Annotated in this window: 20 protein-coding genes; 8 read left to right on the top strand and 12 right to left on the bottom strand. The window is 69.8% G+C overall.

Translation table 11 applies throughout. From position 1 onward, the window contains the following. The first annotated feature begins 6 nt into the window (after positions 1-6). Positions 7-1,524 (top strand): carotenoid oxygenase family protein, encoded by a 1,518-nt coding sequence (locus H0E82_RS00870; RefSeq protein ID WP_180543089.1) that lies wholly within the window; start codon positions 7-9, stop codon positions 1,522-1,524. After that, positions 1,521-1,772, top strand: a complete 252-nt coding sequence (locus H0E82_RS00865) for a hypothetical protein (RefSeq protein ID WP_180543088.1) — start codon at positions 1,521-1,523, stop codon at positions 1,770-1,772. The genes H0E82_RS00870 and H0E82_RS00865 overlap by 4 nt, the downstream gene beginning before the upstream one ends. A gap of 82 nt (positions 1,773-1,854) precedes the next feature. On the opposite strand, the gene H0E82_RS00860 is transcribed toward H0E82_RS00865, so the two are convergent. After that, positions 1,855-3,060: an amino acid aminotransferase gene (locus tag H0E82_RS00860; RefSeq protein ID WP_328796919.1), complete on the bottom strand. Its 1,206-nt coding sequence runs from the start codon at positions 3,058-3,060 to the stop codon at positions 1,855-1,857. A 139-nt stretch (positions 3,061-3,199) separates the two neighbouring features. Between H0E82_RS00860 and H0E82_RS00855 the strand changes: the two genes are divergently transcribed. Then, entirely contained in the window at positions 3,200-4,225 is a 1,026-nt protein-coding gene (locus H0E82_RS00855; protein WP_180543086.1) for a class 1 fructose-bisphosphatase, read from the top strand. Beyond that, the gene (locus tag H0E82_RS00850; protein WP_180543085.1) at positions 4,222-4,920 is read left to right on the top strand and encodes a 2OG-Fe(II) oxygenase; all 699 of its coding nucleotides are present in this window, start codon (positions 4,222-4,224) and stop codon (positions 4,918-4,920) included. The genes H0E82_RS00855 and H0E82_RS00850 overlap by 4 nt, the downstream gene beginning before the upstream one ends. A gap of 1,063 nt (positions 4,921-5,983) precedes the next feature. Here H0E82_RS00850 and H0E82_RS00845 read toward each other — a convergent pair. The 3 genes from H0E82_RS00845 to H0E82_RS00835 form a co-directional block, all read right to left on the bottom strand. Next, complete coding sequence (locus H0E82_RS00845; RefSeq protein ID WP_180543084.1) at positions 5,984-6,418, bottom strand: response regulator; 435 nt, start codon at positions 6,416-6,418, stop codon at positions 5,984-5,986. Beyond that, on the bottom strand, positions 6,415-7,479 hold the full coding sequence (locus H0E82_RS00840) for a PAS domain-containing sensor histidine kinase (RefSeq protein WP_180543083.1): 1,065 nt from the start codon (positions 7,477-7,479) through the stop codon (positions 6,415-6,417). The genes H0E82_RS00845 and H0E82_RS00840 overlap by 4 nt, the downstream gene beginning before the upstream one ends. Before the next feature lie 101 nt (positions 7,480-7,580). Further along, positions 7,581-8,678: a PA0069 family radical SAM protein gene (locus H0E82_RS00835; protein WP_180543082.1), complete on the bottom strand. Its 1,098-nt coding sequence runs from the start codon at positions 8,676-8,678 to the stop codon at positions 7,581-7,583. Between the two features lie 170 nt (positions 8,679-8,848). Here H0E82_RS00835 and H0E82_RS00830 point away from each other — a divergent pair, with 170 nt between their 5' ends. Continuing rightward, positions 8,849-10,174, top strand: a complete 1,326-nt coding sequence (locus H0E82_RS00830; protein ID WP_180543081.1) for a sigma-54 interaction domain-containing protein — start codon at positions 8,849-8,851, stop codon at positions 10,172-10,174. A 33-nt stretch (positions 10,175-10,207) separates the two neighbouring features. On the opposite strand, the gene H0E82_RS00825 is transcribed toward H0E82_RS00830, so the two are convergent. The 6 genes from H0E82_RS00825 to H0E82_RS00800 form a co-directional block, all read right to left on the bottom strand. Beyond that, entirely contained in the window at positions 10,208-11,500 is a 1,293-nt protein-coding gene (locus tag H0E82_RS00825; protein WP_328796934.1) for a hypothetical protein, read from the bottom strand. Between the two features lie 107 nt (positions 11,501-11,607). After that, on the bottom strand, positions 11,608-12,363 hold the full coding sequence (locus tag H0E82_RS00820; RefSeq protein WP_235974116.1) for a hypothetical protein: 756 nt from the start codon (positions 12,361-12,363) through the stop codon (positions 11,608-11,610). A 13-nt stretch (positions 12,364-12,376) separates the two neighbouring features. Continuing rightward, positions 12,377-13,078 (bottom strand): C39 family peptidase, encoded by a 702-nt coding sequence (locus tag H0E82_RS00815; RefSeq protein ID WP_180543079.1) that lies wholly within the window; start codon positions 13,076-13,078, stop codon positions 12,377-12,379. Positions 13,079-13,179: 101 nt separating this feature from the next. Continuing rightward, on the bottom strand, positions 13,180-14,739 hold the full coding sequence (locus H0E82_RS00810) for an adhesin (protein ID WP_235974115.1): 1,560 nt from the start codon (positions 14,737-14,739) through the stop codon (positions 13,180-13,182). A 60-nt stretch (positions 14,740-14,799) separates the two neighbouring features. After that, positions 14,800-15,414, bottom strand: a complete 615-nt coding sequence (locus H0E82_RS00805; RefSeq protein ID WP_425600299.1) for a hypothetical protein — start codon at positions 15,412-15,414, stop codon at positions 14,800-14,802. Continuing rightward, positions 15,411-15,926 carry a hypothetical protein gene (locus H0E82_RS00800; protein WP_180543077.1) on the bottom strand — a complete coding sequence of 172 codons (516 nt, stop codon included), beginning with the start codon at positions 15,924-15,926 and terminating at the stop codon, positions 15,411-15,413. Before H0E82_RS00800 ends, H0E82_RS00805 begins: the two co-directional genes overlap by 4 nt. Before the next feature lie 286 nt (positions 15,927-16,212). On the opposite strand from H0E82_RS00800, the gene cls reads away from it, so the two are divergent. The 3 genes from cls to H0E82_RS00785 all read left to right on the top strand — a co-directional run bounded on the left by cls (position 16,213) and on the right by H0E82_RS00785 (position 19,389). Continuing rightward, positions 16,213-17,655: a cardiolipin synthase gene (cls, locus tag H0E82_RS00795; RefSeq protein WP_180543076.1), complete on the top strand. Its 1,443-nt coding sequence runs from the start codon at positions 16,213-16,215 to the stop codon at positions 17,653-17,655. A gap of 663 nt (positions 17,656-18,318) precedes the next feature. Continuing rightward, on the top strand, positions 18,319-18,597 hold the full coding sequence (locus tag H0E82_RS00790; RefSeq protein WP_180543075.1) for a hypothetical protein: 279 nt from the start codon (positions 18,319-18,321) through the stop codon (positions 18,595-18,597). Between the two features lie 39 nt (positions 18,598-18,636). After that, entirely contained in the window at positions 18,637-19,389 is a 753-nt protein-coding gene (locus H0E82_RS00785; RefSeq protein WP_180543074.1) for a pyridoxine 5'-phosphate synthase, read from the top strand. Between the two features lie 184 nt (positions 19,390-19,573). Here the strand turns inward: H0E82_RS00785 and H0E82_RS00780 are convergent, their stop codons facing one another. Next, positions 19,574-19,984, bottom strand: a complete 411-nt coding sequence (locus tag H0E82_RS00780) for an ExbD/TolR family protein (protein ID WP_180543073.1) — start codon at positions 19,982-19,984, stop codon at positions 19,574-19,576. Positions 19,985-19,999: 15 nt separating this feature from the next. After that, complete coding sequence (locus H0E82_RS00775; protein ID WP_180543072.1) at positions 20,000-20,419, bottom strand: ExbD/TolR family protein; 420 nt, start codon at positions 20,417-20,419, stop codon at positions 20,000-20,002. Positions 20,420-20,431 lie beyond the last annotated feature (12 nt).

Raw genomic sequence — 20,431 nt, 5'->3', positions numbered from 1 at the left:
CCCGCCATGGACCGTCGCCGCTTCCTTCGCACTCTGCTCTCCGGCGCCACCGTCGCCGCGCTGGGCCCCGCGCTGCTGCGCGGCGGCGAGGCCCTGGCCGGAGACCCGGCCGAGTTCGCCGCCGGCCTGCGCGAGCGTCCCTATCTCGCGGGCTGGCGCCAGGTCGCCGCCGAGGCCTTCGGCCCCACCACCGTGCAGCTCGAAGGGCGGCTGCCGGCCGACTTCGCCGGCACGCTGTATCGCAACGGCCCGGCCTGGTTCGAGCGCGACGGCTTCCGCTACGAACACTGGTTCGACGGTGACGGCATGGTCCACGGCTGGCACTTCGGCAACGGCGCGGTCACCCATCGCGGGCGCATGGTGCAGACGCCCAAGTTCCAGCGCGAGCAGCGCGCCGGCCGCTTCAACACGCCGGCCGCCGGCACCACGATCGCCGAGCCGGTGGCCATCCGCAACAACGACGACGCCAATACCGCCAACACCTCGGTGGTGACGATCGGGGGGCGCCTGTTCGCGCTGTACGAGGGCGGCTCGGCATTCGAACTCGATCCCGACGAACTGGCCACGCTGGAGCCGACGACGTGGCGGCCCGATCTTCAGGCGCTGCCGTTCTCGGCGCATCCGCTGCGCGACCGCGACGGCAGCTGGTGGAATTTCGGTGCGCTGTCGCTGATGGGCGGCGGCGGGCTGCTGCTGTGGCACATCGGTGCGGACGCGCGCCTGATCGACGCGCATGTGCACGCCCTCGATGCACCCGGCTATCTGCATGCCTTCGCGCAGACCGACCGGTACCTGGTGTTCCTGATGACGCCGTTCGACCGCACGGCCGGCGGCTCGTTCTTCGAGAGCATGGCGTTCGCCCCGCAGCGCCCGTGCACGGCACTGGTGATCGACAAGACCGCGCCCGACCGGGTGATGCGCCGGTTCGAGGTCGACTTCGCGGCGATCTACCACTTCGGCGATGCCTTCGAACGCGGCAGCGAACTCATCGTGCGGGCCGCGCACCACGACGACGTGGAGCATGCGCGCTCGCCGCATCGCGCCGCGATGTTCGGCCATGCCGGCGCCGCCTCGCCGGCGCAGCTGGCCGAACTGCGGCTGGACCTGCGCACGGGCCGTGCGCGGTGGCACATGCTCGGCGTGCCGGGCATGGAGTTTCCGCTCTTCGATGCCCGCACGGCGGGCGACAGCGGCGCGCGCCTGTACATGCCCGCTACCGTCGGCGAGGCGAGCGCGCCCTATTTCAATGCGGTGCAGATGATCGACGCGGCGGCGGACCTCCGTACGGTGCACCGGTACGGGCGCGACATCCTCGTCGAGGAGCACGTCTTCGTGCCGCGCCCGGGCAGCACGCGGCCCGACGACGGCTGGCTGGTGGGCACCCTGCTCGACCCCACCCGCGACCGCAGCGGCATCGCGGTGCTGGATGCGCAGCGCATCGGTGACGGTCCGCTCGCGACCGCGTGGCTGCCGTACGCGTTTCCGCTGGGCTTCCACGGGCATTTCGCCCAGGCCGCGGCATGAATCCGTCGGACCGTGCGCACGGCTGGCGCGTCCTCGCGCTGTGCGCCGTCCTGGTGCTGTGCGTGTGGGTCGGCTGGCGCGACTTCGACCCGTGGATCGCACGCGACGACGTGCGCGAGGCGATCCGCCTCACCGTGCGGCGCAGCGTGCAGATCGCGGTGCAGTTCGTCGCACCGGGCGTCCTGCTCGCACTGCTGACGCGCGAGCTGCGCGCGGTCCGGCGGGCACGCGCGCGGCGCCCGACGTGACGGAAGGCGCAGCGCGGTTACGGCCGTCGCTTGTGACCCGTGACAGCCGCCTCCCCGCACGCGGGGAGGACGGCGAGCGTGATCAGCCGCGGCTGACCGTCGCGACCGCGTCCGCCACGTAGTCCAGGGTCCTCAGGCTCAGCGCGGCCACGCAGATGCGCCCGGTGCCCACCGCGTAGATGCCGAACTCGTCGCGCAGCCGGTCCACCTGGGCCCGGCTCAGGCCCGAGTACGAGAACATGCCGGCCTGGTCCTGGATGAAGGCGAATTCCGGCGCGCCGTGTTCGGCGAGTTTCTCGACGAGCCCGGCGCGCAGGGCGTGGATGCGCTCGCGCATCTGGCCGAGTTCGGTCTCCCAGCGCGCGCGCAGTTCGGCGCTGCCGAGTACACCGGCGACCAGCGCCGCGCCATGCGTGGACGGGCTGGAATAGTTCGCACGCACGATGCGCTTGATCTGCGACTGGACCGCGCGGCTGGCCTCGGCGGTCGCCGAGACCACGGTCAATGCGCCGACGCGCTCGCCGTACAGCGAGAACGACTTGGAATACGAGCTGGCGACGACGAACTCCGCGATGTCCGATTCCGCCAGCAGGCGCACGGCCGTCGCGTCTTCATCGATCCCGCGGTCGAAGCCCTGGTAGGCCATGTCGATGAACGGAAACAGCGAGCGCTCCGACAGCACGGTGATGACTTCACGCCACTGGGCCTCGGTGAGGTCGGCGCCGGTGGGGTTGTGACAGCAGGCGTGCAGCAGCACGACGGTGCCGGCGTCGAGCCTGCGCAGGTCGGCAAGCATGCCGTCGAAATCGACGCCGTGCGTGGCGTTGTCGAAGTAGGTGTAATCGAGGATGTCGAAGCCGACCGCGCCGAACACCGCACGGTGGTTCTCCCAGCTCGGGTTGCTGATCGCGATCGTCGCGTGCGGCAGCGTCTTCTTCAGCAGGTCGGCGCCGGTGCGCAATGCGCCGCTGCCGCCGATGGTCTGGGTGGTCGCCACGCGACCCGCGCCCAGCAGCGGCGACTCGGCGCCGAACAGCAGTTCGCGCGTCGCCCGTGTGTAGTCGGGCAGGCCGTCGATCGGCAGGTAGCCGCGCGGTTTGGCCTCGGCGGCCAAGCGCTGTTCGACCTCGCGCACGGCGTCGAGCACGGGAATGCGGCCGCTCTCGTCGTAATAGATGCCCACACCGAGATTGACTTTGGTGACGCGGCTGTCGGCGTTGTAGGCCTCGCTCAGACCGAGGATGGGATCACCGGGAACGAGTTCGACGTCTGCGAAGAATGTGGACACGGAAACGGCCTGTACGACGGAGGGGGCGGATTCCGCAGCCGGAACGGCGTGCGAAACCCGCCCAGAATACAACCTGGGCCGCGGACACCGCCCGCGCGATGCGGCGACAATGGCGGCTCCCGTCGCACCGGATGTCGCCATGGCCAGCATTTCCCTCACCCGCCACCTGATCGAAGCCCAGCGCCAGGGCCAGCTCACGCCCGACCTGCAGCTGCTGCTGGAAGTGGTCGCGCGCGCCTGCAAGCGGATCTCGGTCGCCGTGGGCAAGGGCGCGCTGGGCGGCGTGCTCGGCGAAGCCGGCCAGGGCGACAGCATCAACGTGCAGGGCGAGGCGCAGAAGAAGCTCGACGTGATCAGCAACGACATCCTGCTCGAGGCCAATGCCTGGGGCGGCCATCTGGCGGCGTGTGCGTCGGAGGAAATGGAGCATTCGCAGCCGATTCCCGACGGCTTTCCGCGCGGCAACTACCTGCTGGTGTTCGATCCGCTCGACGGCAGCTCGAACATCGACATCAACGCCAGCGTGGGCACGATCTTCTCGGTACTGCGCTGCCCCGACGGCGTCACCGCGGCCGGCGATGCCGACTTCCTGCAGCCGGGTCGCACCCAGGTCGCGGCGGGCTACTGCCTCTACGGGCCGAGCACGATGCTGGTGCTGACCATCGGCCACGGCACGCACGCGTTCACGCTGGACCGCGAGCAGGGCTCGTTCGTGCTGACGAAAGCGGACCTGCGGATTCCGCAGGAGACCCGCGAGTTCGCGGTGAACATGTCGAACCAGCGCCACTGGGAGCCGCCGATGCAGGCCTATGTGGACGACCTGCTGGCCGGCACGTCCGGCCCGCGCGGCAAGGATTTCAACATGCGCTGGGTGGCCGCGATGGTCGGCGACGTGCATCGCATCCTCACCCGCGGCGGCATCTTCATCTACCCGTGGGACGCCAAGGACCCCGGCAAGCCGGGCAAGCTGCGGCTGATGTACGAAGCCAATCCGATGGCGATGCTGGTCGAGCAGGCCGGCGGCGCGGCGACCACCGGACGTGAACGCATCCTCGACCTGCAGCCGACCTCGCTGCACCAGCGCGTGCCGGTGTTCCTCGGTTCGAAGGACGAAGTGGACGCGGCGACGCGCTACCACCTGCAGCACGACGGCGCGGCCGCATGAGCGCCGCCGACTTCATCGAGGTCACGCCCGGCGCGCTGTCGCCCGAGGCCTGCGCGGCGATCGTCGCGCGCCTGCGCGGAAGCGGGGACCTGCAGCCGGGCCAGGTGGGCGGCGGCATCTATCCCGAACTCAAGCGCAGCCGCGACCTGTCGATCAACGACCGCGCCGACTGGGCCGACGTCGTGCAGCAACTCAACGTCGCCGTCTACGGCGGCCTGATGGCCTATCTGCGCAAGTACCCGCAGGTGCTCATCGCGCCCTTGATGCTGCAGCAGCCCGGCGCCGACGGGCAGCTGCGCCGGCTGGTGGCCGAGGATTTCGCCGGCATGGACGACGCGCACCTCGGCAGCCTGCTGCAGACCTGCCTGCGCCCGGGCGCGATCAACCTGCAGTGGTACACGGGCGGCGAGGGCGGCTACCCGTACTGGCACTGCGAACTGTTTCCGCGCGACGGCAGCGCCGAAACCCTGCACCGCCACCTGCTGTGGACGATCTACCTCAACGACGGCTTCGACGCCGGCGAGACCGAATTCCTGTTCCAGCATCGCAGGATCGCACCGCGTACCGGCGACCTGCTGATCGCGCCGACGGCGTTCACGCATACGCATCGCGGCAACATGCCGTTGCACGGCGACAAGTTCATCGCGACGAGCTGGATCCTGTTCCAGCGGGCGGAGACGTTGTACGGGGGGTGATGGTCGCGTCGCAGGCGACCAGGGCCGGCATCGGCGTTCGGCGTGCGCTCGCCTTGGCGCTGAGCGTCTCGTCGTCGCGCTGCATTGGATCGCACGTCCAGGCCGGCACCGGTTAAGAGCGCTGTCCGCTGACATTGTTCCCGTCGTCCTTTCTTGCCGTCGCCCGCAGCCCGGCTTCGGCTTCGGCTTCGGCTTCGGCTTCGGCTTCGGCTTCGGCTTTGGCTTTGGCTTTGGCTTTCAGCGTTTGACGTTCGAGCCGTAGAGCGAGCCGAGCACCGGAGCCTGGCGTGGCCGAAGAGCAGCCCATGTCTGAGCGAAGCGAGTTTGGGCTGCGTCACCGTGAAGGTGACAATGTGCCGCGTCAGGCGAGGAGCACAGGGGACCGATGCGGCTTCATCGCATCGGATCGCGTCCGGCGAAGGGACTTTTTGGTTCCTTTTTGGTCCTTCAAAAAGGGGCTCGCACGCGTAGCGGGCGAAAGCCGTGCACTTGCTTCGTTTGCTTGTCTTGCGTGATCACGCCTAACCGCGAAGAACAGAGCTTCCGCGCTGTTCGCGCGGCTTACTTTTGTCTTGTCAAAAGTAAGCACGACAGCGCCGATGCGCTGGCGAACGGCGAAGCCGGCCCGCAGGGCGAGTGCCGGAGGCGCGAGTCAAACCGCCGTCGCCGGACGCGATCCGCCGCATGAAGCCGCGGCGGGCCCCTGCGCTTCTCGGTCGACGGGGCACATTGTCACTTTCACGGTGACGCAGCCCAAACTCGCTGCGCTCGGGCATGGGCTGCTCTACGGCCCCGCCGCCCTGCGATGCTCGGCTCGCTTGACGGCTCGTCATCCAAAAGCAGACAAGCAACGGCCAAAAGCCGGAGCCAACAGCACGGCAAAAGCAACGGCAACGGCAACGGCAACGGCAACGAAGCGTCGCGCGCGGTTCCTCCTCGACGCGTTGCCTCCATTCGAACACGCGGCCCGATCAGATATTCCGTCGGAAACGCGCAGATCCGATCAGAAGACGCCGCCCAAGGGCGAGGTTCGCGCCGACGCGCACCGCCTAGCGGACCACCCTCACCCCCGCGGGTGGTTCAACACCAGCCAGTACATGCCGATCTGCTTCACCACCTCGACGAACTTGCCGAAATCGACCGGCTTGCGGATGTAGCTGTTGACGCCCAGCGCATAGCTGGCCTCGACATCGAACGGCTCGGTGCTGGTGGTGAGCACGACGACCGGCAGACCGCGGGTCGCGGGATTGGCGCGCAGGGCCTGCAGGACTTCACGACCGTCGAGCTTGGGCAGGTTGAGGTCCAGCAGCACGATGGACGGCAGCTGCGCGCCGGCACGGTCGGCGTGTCCGCCGCGCGCGAACAGATAGTCCAGCGCTTCGGCGCCATCGCCGACCACGACCAGCTGGCTGTCGATGCCGGCCTCGGCGAACGCGATCCGGGTGAGCTCGGCGTCGTCGGGGTTGTCTTCGATCAGCAGGATCGTATGTTCGGTCATGGGGATCGGGCGTCCTCGGCCGGCACCGCCGGCAGATCGATGGTGAAGGTCGTGCCCACGTCCGGTTCGGAATGCACCCGGATGTGGCCGCCGTGCGCCTGGGCGATCCGCTGCGCGATGGCGAGGCCGAGACCATGGCCGGCACCCGCCTCGACACCGTGCAGCCGCCTGAACGGCACGAACAGTCGGTCAGCATATCGCATGTCGAAACCGCTGCCCTCGTCGCGAAGTCGCAGTTCCTGACGCTCGCCCCTGCGCTCGCCATCGAGATGGATCCGCACCCGCTCGCGCTGCGCGGAGAATCGCCAGGCGTTGTCGATCAGCTTGCCGAGCATCTGCTTGAGCGCATGCTCGTCGCCCCAGACCCACAGGTCGGGCGCCACGTGGATGTCGGCTGCGCGCGTGGGCGCGGCATCCTGCAGCTCGGCGCAGACCCACTCGCCGAGCATGCTCACGTCGACCGGTCCCGGTGCGCGTGGCGGCCGCGAGGCGCGCATCGTGTCCAGCAGCCCGTCGATCAGGCGACCCGCCTGCGCGGCGGCATGACGGATCCGCCGCAGGTGGTCGAGGGTCGCGGCCGGCTCGGGGGCGTCGACCTGGGCCTCGAGCCGGCGCGAGAACTGCTCGATCGCACGGACGGGGGCGCGCAGCTCGTGGGAGATGCCGAAGCCCAGCGTCTCCTGCAGGACTTCCAGATCGCGTAACGCACTGTGGTCGTGCAGCTCCAGCAGCCACGTGCTGCCGTCACCCAGGGGTTGCAGCCGCACCTGCAGATGACGGGCGCGGCCATTGGGCTCGTCGAGGCTGGCGGAGGCATCGCGCAACGGCACGTCATCCGCCAGTGCGGCGTCGATCTGCCCGGCGAGCCCGGGCAACCGGAGGCGATGGGCGGGCAGGCCGGCCAGTGCGCCGGGTTCGGCCTGGAGCAGGGCCGCGGCGACCGGATTGGCGTGCAGCCAGCGTCCATCCCGGCCGAGCAGGACGGCGGCCACCGACAGGGCATCGAGGAGCTGGCTGGATCCGAGTTCGACGGGCGAACGCAGACAGGCGACATCGGACATCGGGGGTACGGCGCGGTACGGCGGACGCGCAGTGTAGGAAATGCGGGCGTGGACGTGTGGTGGAGACGGCGTGAACAGGCGCCGTGGCGGGCCAGCCGACGCTAGAACAGGACGCCTTGCGGGGACGCGTTGCGCAGCGGCCGGAACAGGTCGGTGCGCAACGGCGGCAGGCGGGCGAAGCCGAGGCGGCGATGGGCACGTGCGAACCGGGCGGCCAGCAGGTCGGCGAAGGGCCCCTGTCCGCGCATCCGGCGGCCGAAGGTACTGTCGTAATCCTTGCCGCCGTGCAGCTGCTGCACTAGGCTCATCACGTGCGCGGCGCGCTCGGGGTAGTGCAGCTCGAGCCACTCGCGCCAGAGGGTCTTGAGCTCGTGCGGTAGGCGCAGCAGCACGTAGCCGGCGGATGCGGCGCCGGCCTCGCGGGCCGCGCCCAGGATGGCTTCCAGCTCGTGGTCGGTAATGGCCGGGATCACCGGCGCCACCAGCACACCGACCGGAATCCCGGCATCGGCCAGGCGGCGGATGGTGCGCAGACGGGCGTGCGGCGCGGCGGCGCGCGGTTCCATCCGGGCCGAGAGCCGGTTGTCCAGCGTGGTCACCGACAGGTAGACGGACACCAGCCCGTCCGCTGCGAGCGGTGCGAGCAGATCGAAATCGCGCACGACGCCGGCACTCTTGGTCACCACGCTGAAGGGGTGCCGGGCTTCGGCCATGACTTCGACCAGCGCCCGTGTGATCCCCCGCTCGCGTTCCAGCGGCTGGTAGGCATCGGTATTGATGCCCAGCGCGATCGGTGAGCACGCATAGCCGGGCCGCGCGAACTCGGCGCGCAGGCGTTCGGCCGCGTTGGTCTTGGCGAACAGCCGGGTTTCGAAGTCCAGCCCGGGCGACAGGTCGAGGTAGGCATGCGAGGGGCGCGCGAAGCAGTAGATGCAACCGTGCTCGCAGCCGCGATAGGGATTGACGGACTGCGAAAACCCGATGTCCGGCGAGGCATTGCGACTGACGATGCTGCGGGCGCGCTCGTCCGTGACCACCGTCGCCGGGGCCCCGGCCTCGTCCTGCAGGGCCTGCAGCCCGTTCCAGCCGTCGTCCTCGGGAACCGCGCTGCGACTGTCGAAACGGCTGGCCACCCACGAGGCGCTGCCGCGCCCCTTGCGGACGGTCGCGACGGGCGGACGGGGCGGGCCGGCAGGCATCGCGCGAGTCTCGCAGCCGCCGGTCTCAGTCGCTGCGACGCGGGCGCGTGATGGCCGGTGCGGGTCGCTTCCTGCGTATAGCAGGCCGACACCGGGGGGCAGGGAGAGGGCATGTCCGTGGAGGATCGGCCGGAGCGGACCGGCATGGCGACGTCGACCGGGCACCCGGCATGGCGTCGGTGAGCGCGCCGACGGCGCAGCGCTGCGCGATCTGGTTCGGCGCACCCACCCGGCGCGAGCAGGCCCAGCTGGCTGCAGGCGGCTGGCATCTGCGGGTGGCCGGGCCGGCGCATCAGGTCGGCATGCGCGGCGCGGATCTGGTCGTGCTGGTGGTCGACCTGCGCGGGGCCGATTCCGCGCACCTGCTGGAGATGCAGCGCACGCTCGCTGAACACGCTGACCTGCCGTCGCTGGCGGTCGTCGACGACACGGACGACGCGTCGCAGGATCCGCTCGAGCAGGCGGTGATTGCCCAGTGCGGGCGCGTGCTGGCCGCCCCGCTGGATGCCGAACGCCTCGTAAGCGCACTCGCCGCGCTGGTCGCCAGGCCGCAACGCGACATCGACAGCATCGGCGGTCGCAGTCCCGCCATCCTCGGGGTGCGCGCGATGCTGCATCGTTACGCCCAGGTCGAGCTGCCGGTGCTGATCACCGGCGAATCGGGAACCGGCAAGGAGCTTGCGGCGCACGCCCTGCACGCGCTCTCCGCGCGTCGCGCGCGGCCGTTCGTGGCGATGAACTGCGGCGCCATCGCGCCGACGCTGGTGCAGTCGGAATTGTTCGGTCACGAGCGTGGTGCCTTTACTGGAGCCACGGCGCGGCGCGTCGGTCTGTTCGAATCCGCCGACGGCGGCACCGTGTTCCTGGACGAGATCGGCGACCTCCCGCTGGAGGCGCAGACCAACCTGCTGCGTGTCCTGCAGGAAGGCACCCTCGAGCGGGTGGGCAGCCACCATGCGATCCGTGTCGACGTGCGGGTACTCGCCGCCACCCATGTCGATCTCGAGGCAGCGATCGCGCAGGGCCGCTTCCGGGCCGACCTGTACTACCGCCTCGACGTGCTGCGCCTGCGCTTGCCGCCGCTGCGCGAACGCGGGGACGACATCGAGCTGCTGGCGCGCGAGTTCCTCGACGCGTTCCGCGCCACGCATCCGGTGCAGGCGCGCGGCTTCAGTGCCGCGGCGCGGCTGTGCCTGCGCCGCCACGCCTGGCCCGGCAATGTGCGCGAGCTGCTCAATCGCGTCCGTCGGGCGGCTGTGGTGGCCGAGCATGCGCTGATCGAGCCCGAGGATCTCCAGCTCGGTCCGACCAGCGCGCGCGTGGTGGCTCTCGACGACCACCGCGACCGCACCGATCGCGACGCGCTGCTCGACGCGCTGCGTGCGACCGGCGGCAACGTCAGCGCCTGCGCCCAGCGACTGCGCATTTCGCGAATGACCGTCTACCGCCTGTGCCGCAAGCACGGCGTCTCGCTCGACGCCTGCCGCTGGGAGTGAGCGCGCGCCACTCGCGATCGCGCAGGGCAGGCGTCACAGCGCGTAGGGCACCTTCACCGTCAGGTTGAAATCCGGCGCGTCGGGCGTGAGGCCGATGCCGAGGACCCCGACGAACGTCGCACTGGGCGTCATCGCATGGGTCACACCCAGGCTCATGGTCGCGGCATTGGCATCGCTGCCGATGAGCTTGACCCAGTCGCCCCCCTCGTAGCGGGTGCGCGCACGTGCGCTGAGCCGGTCGCTGAAGGCGATGCTCAGGCTGGTGCGTTCGTTGAACGCGAACGCCAGGCCCGCGCCGAAATAGAACGCGTCGCCCAGCGCCACCCGGCCGGGATTGACCGTCAGCGGGTTGTTGTCGAGATCGCCGAAGTTCCGCGCGAACGAATGCACGTAACCGACATTCCCGAACAGGATGGCCGGATCCGTGGTCTTCACCGCCGACAGCCCGACCGTGGCCTGCCACAGGCCGTTGCCGGTGGGCTGTTCTTCGGGCACCGCGAACCGGATGAAGTTGTCCTCGTCGCGTTCGAGCACGCGCCACGGAATGCCGTAGGGCTCACGGCCGGTGGGCGCGGTGACGCCGACGTTGAGCACGGTTTCCGGCCAGGCGCCGCGTTCGCCGAAGAGTTTCCAGTTCGCACTCGCGCTGATGTCGCCCAGGCCCGCGCCGTCGGTCTGTTCCTGCGCGATCGCCGCGGCCGCACCGCCGGCGCCGCCCTTCTGGTAGACGGTCTTGCGGGCGATGTAGGGCACGTCGAGGTTGAGGCTCAGGCGCGGACTCACGCCCCAGCGTGCGGCGAAGTTGTAGTTCACGGTGTCGGATTCGACGTTCTCGATCGCGATGTTGCCGAGGAAGATCGCATCCAGCGCAAGGAAGCCGTTGAGCGTGACCTGCTTGCGGTCGTAGCGGTTGTAGCTCAGCCCGTTCTCCAGTGTGAGCCGGCGGTTGAACAGCGCGGTGCTCTGCTGCTTGACGTCGGCCACGCTGCGCGACTCGGCCTCCCGAGCGCGCTGCGCATCCTCGGCGCTGCTCGCGTAGCCCTCGTCCTGGCGCGCGGCCGGGGGTGTGCCGGCCGGGCCGGGCGCTTGATCCTGCTGCCTGTCGGCAGGAGCGTGGGCCAGGGGTTGCGGCACCTCGCGCGGCGCCGCCGCGGCCACGCCGCCCACGCGTGCCTGCAGCGCCTGGATCTGCATGTCGAGCTCGCGGAGCCGGCGCACTTCCTGTGCATAGCTCTGCTTGAGGTCCGACAGCTCGCGCAGCAATTGCTGCATCCGGGCCCGGTCCTCGGCCGTGAACGCCGCGCCTTCCTGCGCGGTGGCAGCCATCGGTGCCAGCAATGTCAACCCGAGCGCGATGGCCAATGGCCGCCGCGCGCCTGCGATTGTCGATTTCAAGATTGCCCCCTCCCGCATCGACGCGTGATGTGCGTGGATCAGAGTCCGCCGACGCGGGTCATGCCGATCGCCTGCACGAGATTCTGGTGAATGGTCTGGCTGGCCGGCGCCCGCTGGCGGACCAGATCGAGCTGCAACCGGTTGCCCGCCATGTGCCCGTCGCCGGTCAGGCGGATGCTCTGGCCGATCGCACGCGCGTCGATCCACTGCTCCACCGCGCCCTGTCCGGCCACCTGCAGCAGCACGCGAGCGCCTGCATCGTCGAGCGCGGCGCGTGCGTGCGCACCGTCGACCCGGAGCTCGGCACTGGCTGCGGCCTCGCCGCCGGCTCGTCCCGGGATCACGCCTTCGCGCACGCGCAGCGACAGCGCATTGCGCGCGGTGTTGCCGTCGCCGGCGACCTGCACCGCCTGCATCAGTCCCCCGACGTTGGCCAGGCCGCTGCCGTCGACCTCTCCGGTCCCCGTCGCGGCCGCCGTGTCGACACCGGTGATGGTCACACTCGGCAGGAAGCTGACCTCGGGGCGCGCACCGCGCAGGTCGAAGCCGATCGTCATGGCGCCCTGCAGGCGCTGTCCGCCGGCGGTGAGCCAGTCGGACACCATGGTGACGCCGAACCAGGCGATGCGGTCGTCGCCCACGATGTAGCGGCCACGCATCGCGCCGAGTTCGGCGTCGGGAATCTCCTGGAGCGCGGCAGGCCTGGCGACGGCGTCGACCTCCGCGCACGCGGGAGCCGCGAGAAATGCGGTGATCAGCAGCAGCATCACGCGCCATTGAATGGATGTGGACATCGGACACCTCGTCTCAGAACAGATCCGCATGGCTGAAGCCGAAGTCGAGCAGCTCGGCATCGGTCAGCGGTCCCTGGCGCGCGAAGAGCGCCTTTGCGCTCGGACGCGCGACCGGCTGCAGCAGCACGCTGTCGCGGTCGAAATCACTCGCTATGACGATGAAAATGGCGCGGGACGGCCACGAGTCGAGAAACTCGGCCATCGGCACGCTGCGGTTGCCCAGGATCGGATCCGCAACCTCGACGATGTCGCCGACCACCTGCTTGAGCACGACGAAGTGGCGGAAGCCGCGCACGTCCATCAGCACCAGCCCGGGCACCCGCAATGCCCGCAGGCGAGCTTCCTCGATGCGGTAGCCGCGTCCGCGCATGCCCAGCGATTCGACGTAGCGCTTGATGTCGAGCAACGAGAACCCGCGGGCCTGCACCACCTCGACATCGGCCAGCCCGAGCATGCCTTCGATGACCGTGGCCTCGTCGACGTCCAGCCGATAGGCGTACTTGAGCACCGTGGCCAGTGCGGCCGCGCCGCAGCTGTAATCGGTGTGCTGACGCACGATGTGGCGGAAGCGTGCCTCGCGCATGCTTTCCACCCGCACCGGCATGACCGCTCCGTTGGGCAGAATGCCGTGCACCTGCACGTCGGCCGCGCGCGCGCGGGCGGCGACCACCAGCACCAGCAGGACCAGCGTCACCGCCGCAAGAAGACGGATCATCGTCGACCTCGTGGGGAAGGAGGCCCCGCGCCACGGGGCAGGTGGCGCGGGGCTCCGGGAGAGCCCGGCCGGGAAGGGGCCGGGTTCACACCTCGTGGCGCTTACTCGCCGCCGCCGCCCGGGGGCGGTGCCGCTGCGCCCGGCTGGGCCACCGCCATCGCCAGGCTGTTGGCCTGGAGGTTGCCGGTGCCTGCCGCCACGTTGACGCCGATGTTGCCCGACGCGTTGCTGAAGGCGCTGCCGGACAGGCCGGCGCTGTTGGTGGCCGCCACCGCGACCCAGCGCGTGGTCGTCACTTCGCCGCTCAATGCCGCTTCCAGCTCGCTGTAGCCGAGCTCCATGAAGGCCAGGCCGCCGGATTCGCTGCCCGTGTAGCTGCCCTCGGAATCGGTGTCGAAGGCCAGGCCACCGATGGGTCCGTGCTCGTCCGAACCGCGGTAGGGGTTGCGCACCGCGCCCTGGGACGCACCGTCGAAGTCGGCATGGCCGATCACCGGGCCGGCCGGGTGATCCTGGCCTTCCCACATGTCGGCGTAGAAGTTCGACTGCTGGTAGGCGTTGCCGCGGCTGGTCGATTCGCCGCTGGTCGAACCCTCGTAGGCGCCGAAGCCCATCGCGATCGAACCGCCGCTCATCGTGCCGCTGAGCGAGACGTCCACCGTGTCGGTGAAGGACTCGTAGCTGCCCGCATTGCTGGTCAGGTTGCCGGACGAGGCCTGGTTGGAGCTCACGCTCGCCTGCGCATAGGCGGCCGTGGCGACCGAGGCGGCCATCGCGTTCTTCTGTGCGTTGTTGTTGCCCGAGGCGACGTTGACGCCGATGTTGCCGGTGGCCGCCGAGAACGCGCTGCCGGCGAGGTCCGCGCTGTTGGCGACGCCCTCGTTCATCGTGACGTTGCCGCTGCCCGCCTGGTTCACGAAGACCTCGGCATCGGCCAGGCCGAAGGCGAAGCCCGCATCCGCCGCCGACAGGGCCGCGGCGTTGTCCTGCACGTTGTTGTCGCCCGCGGCGACGTTGAACAGCAGGTTGCCCGACGCGCCGGAAGCGACATCGCCGTCGATGGCGGCGTCGTTCTCCAGCGCCTCGTTGAGACCCAGATTGCCGCTGACCGACTGGCGGTTGTCGACCACCGCGATCGCGGCCGAATCGATCTCGATCTCGCCGCTGAGCGTGGGATCGCCGGTGAACGCGATGTCCGAGCTCAGCGACAGGCTCTTCTCGAGGTTCACCGACACGCCGTGCTCGTTGCGCTCGCGGCGGATGTCCGAGCTGACGTTCTCGCTGCGGTCGATGGTCTCGTACACCTGGTTGGTGCGCAGGCGATGCGCCTCGTCGATGCTCACGCTCCGGTCGAAATTGTCGCTGGCGGTCTGGGTGTCGGTCAGGCTGCGGTCGATCGTTTCGGTGATCCGGCGCTCGGTCGACTCGGTCAGGCTCTGGTCGAGGCTCTGGCGCAGGGACAGGTCCGCGGTCGCGGTCAGCGCGAGATCGGCGGTCGCATTGAGCTCCAGATTGGTGGTCGTGTTGCTGACGTTGGTCTCGTAGTTGCGGGCGTCGTCGATGGTGATGTCGTAGTCGACGATCTGCCAGTCGACCTCCTGCGCGTGCGCCGTGCTTGCGGCGGCGGCGCTGACGGCCAGCGCCAGGACGGTCCATTTCATGGTCTTCATATCGTTCTCTCTCTCTTGTGATTCACGTGGATGACCCGTTGAAGTGCCGGGTCACGGACCGCTTGCCAGCGACATCGACAATGCATTGCCGGTGTCGTTGCCCGCGCCCGCGACCTGGTTGAGCTGCAACACACCTTCGAAGCCCTGCAGCGCAGTGGACTCGACGGATGCCACGCGACGACCCGCCGTCGTGCCCCCCCGTTCGAAACCGTGCTGTTGCCCCGCCGACGCGAACGCGGACGCCAACGTGCCGTCGTCGTCGCTTTCGCGTATGCCCTGTTGCGCCAGGGCCACGGCCACCGCGTTGAACGCGGAGTTGCCGCTGCCACTGGCCTGATTGATGCCCGCGAGTCCGGATGCGCCGGCGAAGGCGCCGTCCGCGATGACCGCTGCGGCCACGTCCGGAGCGTCGGCCGCGTCGCGACTGCGCGCCTGGCGCACGTCGGCGTGGGCGAGCGCCCGCGGGCCGGTCGAGATCGCGCGCAGGTTGACCTGCTGGTTGAGATCGCCCGAGGCGAGATTGAGTGCGATCGCGCCCGACGCACCGGCGAAGGCCTGACCGTCGACACGCGACTCGGTCAGATAGCCGAGCATCGCGCCGTACTCGTCGGCCGAGGCCGATCCGGCCATCAGTCCGGCCAGCAGCAGGGCGAGGCGGCGGCTCACGGTCCGCGCCCGCCGGCCGGCTGACCGAGAGGCAGTTGCGACAGTGCGCCGGTGACGTGGCCGGCGATACCGCGGGTGGCCTGACCCACCGCGCCCAGGGGCCCGCCCGCACCTGCAAGGGTGCCCGTGGCCTGCAGTCCGCCTGCGTCGCGCGTCGGGCCGCCGAGGCCCGCACTGCCCAGTGTCCGCACCATCGGCGCGGCCAGGCCCGCGCCGCTCGGCGCGGCGCCTCCGGTCTGGGGCCCGGTGTCGAGGCCGCGGAAATCGGCGTCGCTGAGCTCGCCATCGGCGAGCACGGGAAGGAGCTGCCGGTTGGGCGTGGGGTCGGCGATCAGTGCGATGCCGGGCGGCGCCGGGCGCACGGCATGCCGCGCGCCGACCTCACGCAGCAGCACCATCTCGCCGTGGCGGGGCTCGACTCCGGTCCGCGCGCCGGCTGCATGGACCATCGGTGCCGCGCAGAGGACCCCTAGACCGAGCAGGCCGACGACGGTCTGGATTGGCTGGCGCATGGCGGTCCCCTGTGACGTGTTGGACCTGATTACGCAGACGCCGTGCCAGTCGTTATTTTCCTTTTGAATCAATTGTTTGGGATCGGTGGCCCGGCTGTTTCCCGCTGGCCGGCGTCGCACTGATGTGGCATCCCCACGTGCCGGCGGCGGGTGCAGCCGCATCGGCGTGCGCCGTGGCGGGGTGTCACCGCGCTGTGACACCCTCGAGTGACATGTCGCGACGGCACCCGCGCCGCGGCGCCGCTACCCTGTGCGTGGCGCGTCGTGCGCCGTGTCCGAGTGCCCCATGTCCGGAACCGTCATGCGCGCGTGGGACGCGCTGGTGTCCACGCCCACGCTGATCGCGCTGCTGGTCGGCGGCTGGCTGCTGTATCTCGTGGTGCTGGGCACGTGGATCGTGCTGCAGAAGCGCGAGCCCGTGGCCACGCTCAGCTGGCTGCTCGGCCTGGCACTGCTGCCGTACCTGGGCTTTCTGATCTATCACGTCTTCGGACCGCAGAAGATCCGCCGCAACCGGTTGCGCCGCAGTCGCAGCCGCGCGGCCATGCACAATGCCGCGCTCGCCGCCGAGGACGGCGAGGCCGCCGAGCTGGTGCGCCTGGCCCAGGCGACGACCGGTCTGCCGGTGACCTGCTCGGCCCGCGTCGACCTGCTCGTCGACGGCGCCGCCAAATACGACGCGCTGCTCGCGGACATCGCTGCAGCACGGCATCACGTGCACCTCGAGTACTACATCTACGAACCCGACGCGACCGGAACCGCGCTGCGCGATGCCTTGACGGCACGCGCGCGCGCCGGCGTGCGGGTCCGCCTGCTGATGGATTTCGTCGGTTCGGGTGCCTCGCGCCGGTTCTTCGCTCCGCTGGTGGAGGCCGGCGGCGAGGTCGCCTGGTTCCATCCGATGCGGTTCGGTCGCATCTGGAAACGACCGTGGACCAACCTGCGCACGCACCGCAAGATCGTCGTGATCGACGGGCGCATCGGCTACACCGGTGGCATGAACATCACCGACGAACAGGACGAGCGCCTGCGCAGCGACGCCTATCGGGATCTGCACATGCGCCTGACGGGCAAGTCGGTGCGCGTGCTCCAGCTGGTGTTCGCCGAGGACTGGGCCTATGCCACGGGGCGCCGCGATTTCCTCGCCGAGGTGGAGCAGCAGACGCCCCCGGCCGATCCGGGCCCGGTGCGCACGCAGATCCTGACGTCCGGTCCCGACTCGATGTGGGAGGCGATCCATCGCGCGCATGTCGGTGCCATCCATGCGGCGCGCGAGCGGGTCTGGATGACGACCCCGTACTTCGTCCCCGGCGAGGCGGCGATGATGGCGCTGACCTCGGCGGCCCTGGCCGGACTCGACGTACGCCTGCTGGTTCCCCGGGTCAGCGATTCACGGCTGGTGACGCTCGCCGCCCGCTCGTACTTCGGACAGTTGCTGGTCGCGGGCGTGAAGATCTACGAGTATCGCTCGCGGATGCTGCACAGCAAATCGCTGCTGGTCGACGACCACATCGCGATCATCGGCAGCGCGAACTTCGACCACCGGAGTTTCCGCTTGAACTTCGAGCTGTCGGTGCTGTTCGACGATCCCGGCGTGGCCGGTGCGCTCGCGCGTCTGATCGAGAGCGAATTCGCGCACGCGCCCCGCGTACATCGCGGGCGGCGGCGCCCGCTGCTCACCGCGCGCGTGCCCGAGGCGCTCGCCCGCTTGTGTTCGCCCCTGCTCTAGTTAGGGCCGCGCCCGCACGCAGGCGCGCGGCGAGCACCGCGGATCCGCGCGCACGGCAGCTCGAAGGGGCTCGCATCGGCGAATGCGCTGCTGCACATCGTCGCCCTCGCCGGGACGCGCAGGTCCATGCCCACGTCCGCGCGCCTGCATCTGCGCGGCCGTTGGCGGTCCCCAGCCGGTGCATGTCTCCTGCACCAACGGAGCGGCTCGGCGAAGCGCGATGGCGTCGGTGTTTCCGCGGATCGCTGTGATCGCACCCGTCGTGCAGGGCCGGAGCGCGCGATCGCAAGCACGGGCATCGCACTGCGCCCGTCATGCGCGGAGGGGCGTGCACGACCCCGGCACCGTCGCGCGGGCGACTGGGCCGATCGCACTGTCGCGGCGCCGCTTCCCGGGCCTGTCATCGCGTGCCTCGGCATCCGGGCTTGCAGGCCTGGGCCACATCCGCCCAGTTGACTGATGTCCGATCGCGACGCGACCCGGAGGCCTGGCGGTGACTCGCTGCTGCGTCGCCTGCATCGAAGAGGCCCACGCCTTCGAGCCGCCGACGCTGCGCCATCGGCCGACAGCCGGAGGCCTCGCCCCGACGGAGGGCGAGCCGCCGGCGGCGTGTCCGGCGTTTCCGTGGTTTAGACTGCGCCCACGTCCGGCGGAGACCCTTGCATGCCCTGGCTGTTCCTGCTGCTCGCACTCGGCGCGCTCGTGCTCGCGTTCTCCACCACCTCGGTCCCGCTGGCTGCGATCGCCCTGCTGCTGGCCCTGGTCTTCATCGTGATCGGCGTGCTCGGCCTGCTGGCGCAGCGCGTCGGCAACCAGAGCCGGAGCGAAGCCATGATGGTCGACCCGGTCGAGCTGCGCCGCTTGCGCGAACAGGCCGAGGCCCGTCGCGCGGAGACGGCCGGTGCCGCGCCGCCTGCAGTGCCGCCGACCGAGCCGCGCTGATGCGTTGCGTCTGATGCGGACCGGACGGGGGTCCGGGCGTTGAACCGCCTGAGCGTCAACGTCAACAAGATCGCGGTGCTGCGCAACTCCCGCGGCGGCGCGGAGCCCGATGTGGTCCGCGTGGCGGAGGCCTGCCTCGACGCGGGGGCGCACGGCATCACCGTGCATCCCCGGCCCGATGGACGGCACATCCGCGCCGACGATGTGTACGCACTGGCCGCGCTGACCGCCGCGCGTGGCGTCGAGTTCAACATCGAGGGCAACCCCTTCGCACCTCCGCGTCCCGGTTATCCGGGTCTTCGGATCCTGTGCGAGCAGACGCGGCCGGCCCAGGTCACGCTGGTGCCGGACGGGGATGGTCAGCTCACGTCGGACCACGGTTTCGATTTCGCAGCCGAGCTCGAGCGGCTTCGTCCGATGGTGGCCGGGTTCACTGCGCTCGGATGCCGGGTCAGCCTGTTCGCGGATGCCGCCTGCGACATCGGCGCCGCCGCCGCCACCGGCGCCGATCGGATCGAGCTCTACACCGGCCCGTGGGCGGACGCGTTCGCCGCAGGAACGCCGGACACCGTATTGCCTGCGTTCGCGGAGACCGCGCGGCGCGCACGCGCCGCCGGACTCGGCGTGAACGCGGGGCACGATCTGAGCCAGCGCAATCTCGCGGCGTTCGTCGCGGCGCTCGGCGGCGTCGACGAGGTCTCGATCGGGCATGCGCTCATCAGCGAGGCCTTGTACCAGGGTCTCGAGGTGACGGTGCGCCGGTACCTGGCCATCCTCGCCGCAGCGCGCTGACAGGAGTCCGCGCTCGACGCGGATGCGTCCGGATCGGCATGACCGGCTGGTTCTCGCCACCACGACGCGCATCGCCGCGCGCGCGCTCCCGGTGCCTGGCATAAAAAAACGCCGCCCGAAGGCGGCGTCAACTGGATCAAGATCGCGTCGCGCGTGCTGCAGGCCCGCGCCGACGGGTGATGCCTTACTGCCGAACGAAACCGATCTTCTGCATCTGCGCGTTCTTGGCCTCGGCGAGAACCTTGGCCAGGACACCGTAATCGGCATCGCCACTGGTATCGATCTCCAGTGTCGGCTGGTTGGTCGGATCGCGCTGGACTTCCGATTCCATCATGTTGCGCAGCGCCGAAATCGGCGTCGGGCTGTCGTTCCAGTACACCTGGCCCGACCCGTCGATCCGGAGCTTGATCGGCTCCGGTGGTTCCACCGGGTTGTCGGGCGGCGTGATGGATGCCTGCGGGAGATCGATATCGATCGGATAGGACGCCTTGGGCGCTGTGACCATGAAGATGATCAGCAGCACCAACATCACGTCGCAGAGCGGAATGATGTTGATGTCGGCCATCGGGCCTTCGCCACCGGATGAGAATGCCATGCGTGTTGCTCCGGTTTACCTGGATTCGATCGTTGCGATGAAGCCGACCTTGCGCAGGCCTTGCGACTGCGCCACGTTGACCACGTCCTGGATCGTCCTGTACTTCGTCGTCGCATCGCCGCGGATGTTGATCGGCGGTTGCGGCGTCTTCTGGGCCTCGACCGAGAAGGTGCTCTCCAGAAGCTGGAGGGTCACCGGCTCGTCGTTGAGGAAGATCTCGCCGGTGTCCGTCACCGCCACGGTCAGTGGCGGTGCCGGCGGCCCTTCCGGGCGCTCGTCGAGATTGGCTTCCGGCAGGTCGACCTGCACCTTGTGCGCCATCAGCGGCGCCGTGACCATGAAGATGATCAGCAGCACCAGCATGACGTCGACAAGCGGGACGATGTTGATCGTGGCGTTGACCTTGTCGTTGCCACCACCTGAGCTGAAAGCCATATCGGAACTCCG

This window comes from Luteimonas deserti (assembly GCF_013425765.1).
Lineage (GTDB): Bacteria > Pseudomonadota > Gammaproteobacteria > Xanthomonadales > Xanthomonadaceae > Luteimonas > Luteimonas deserti.
The sequence above is the reverse complement of the archived record's forward strand: the minus strand, read 5'-3'. Positions and strand labels throughout refer to the sequence as shown.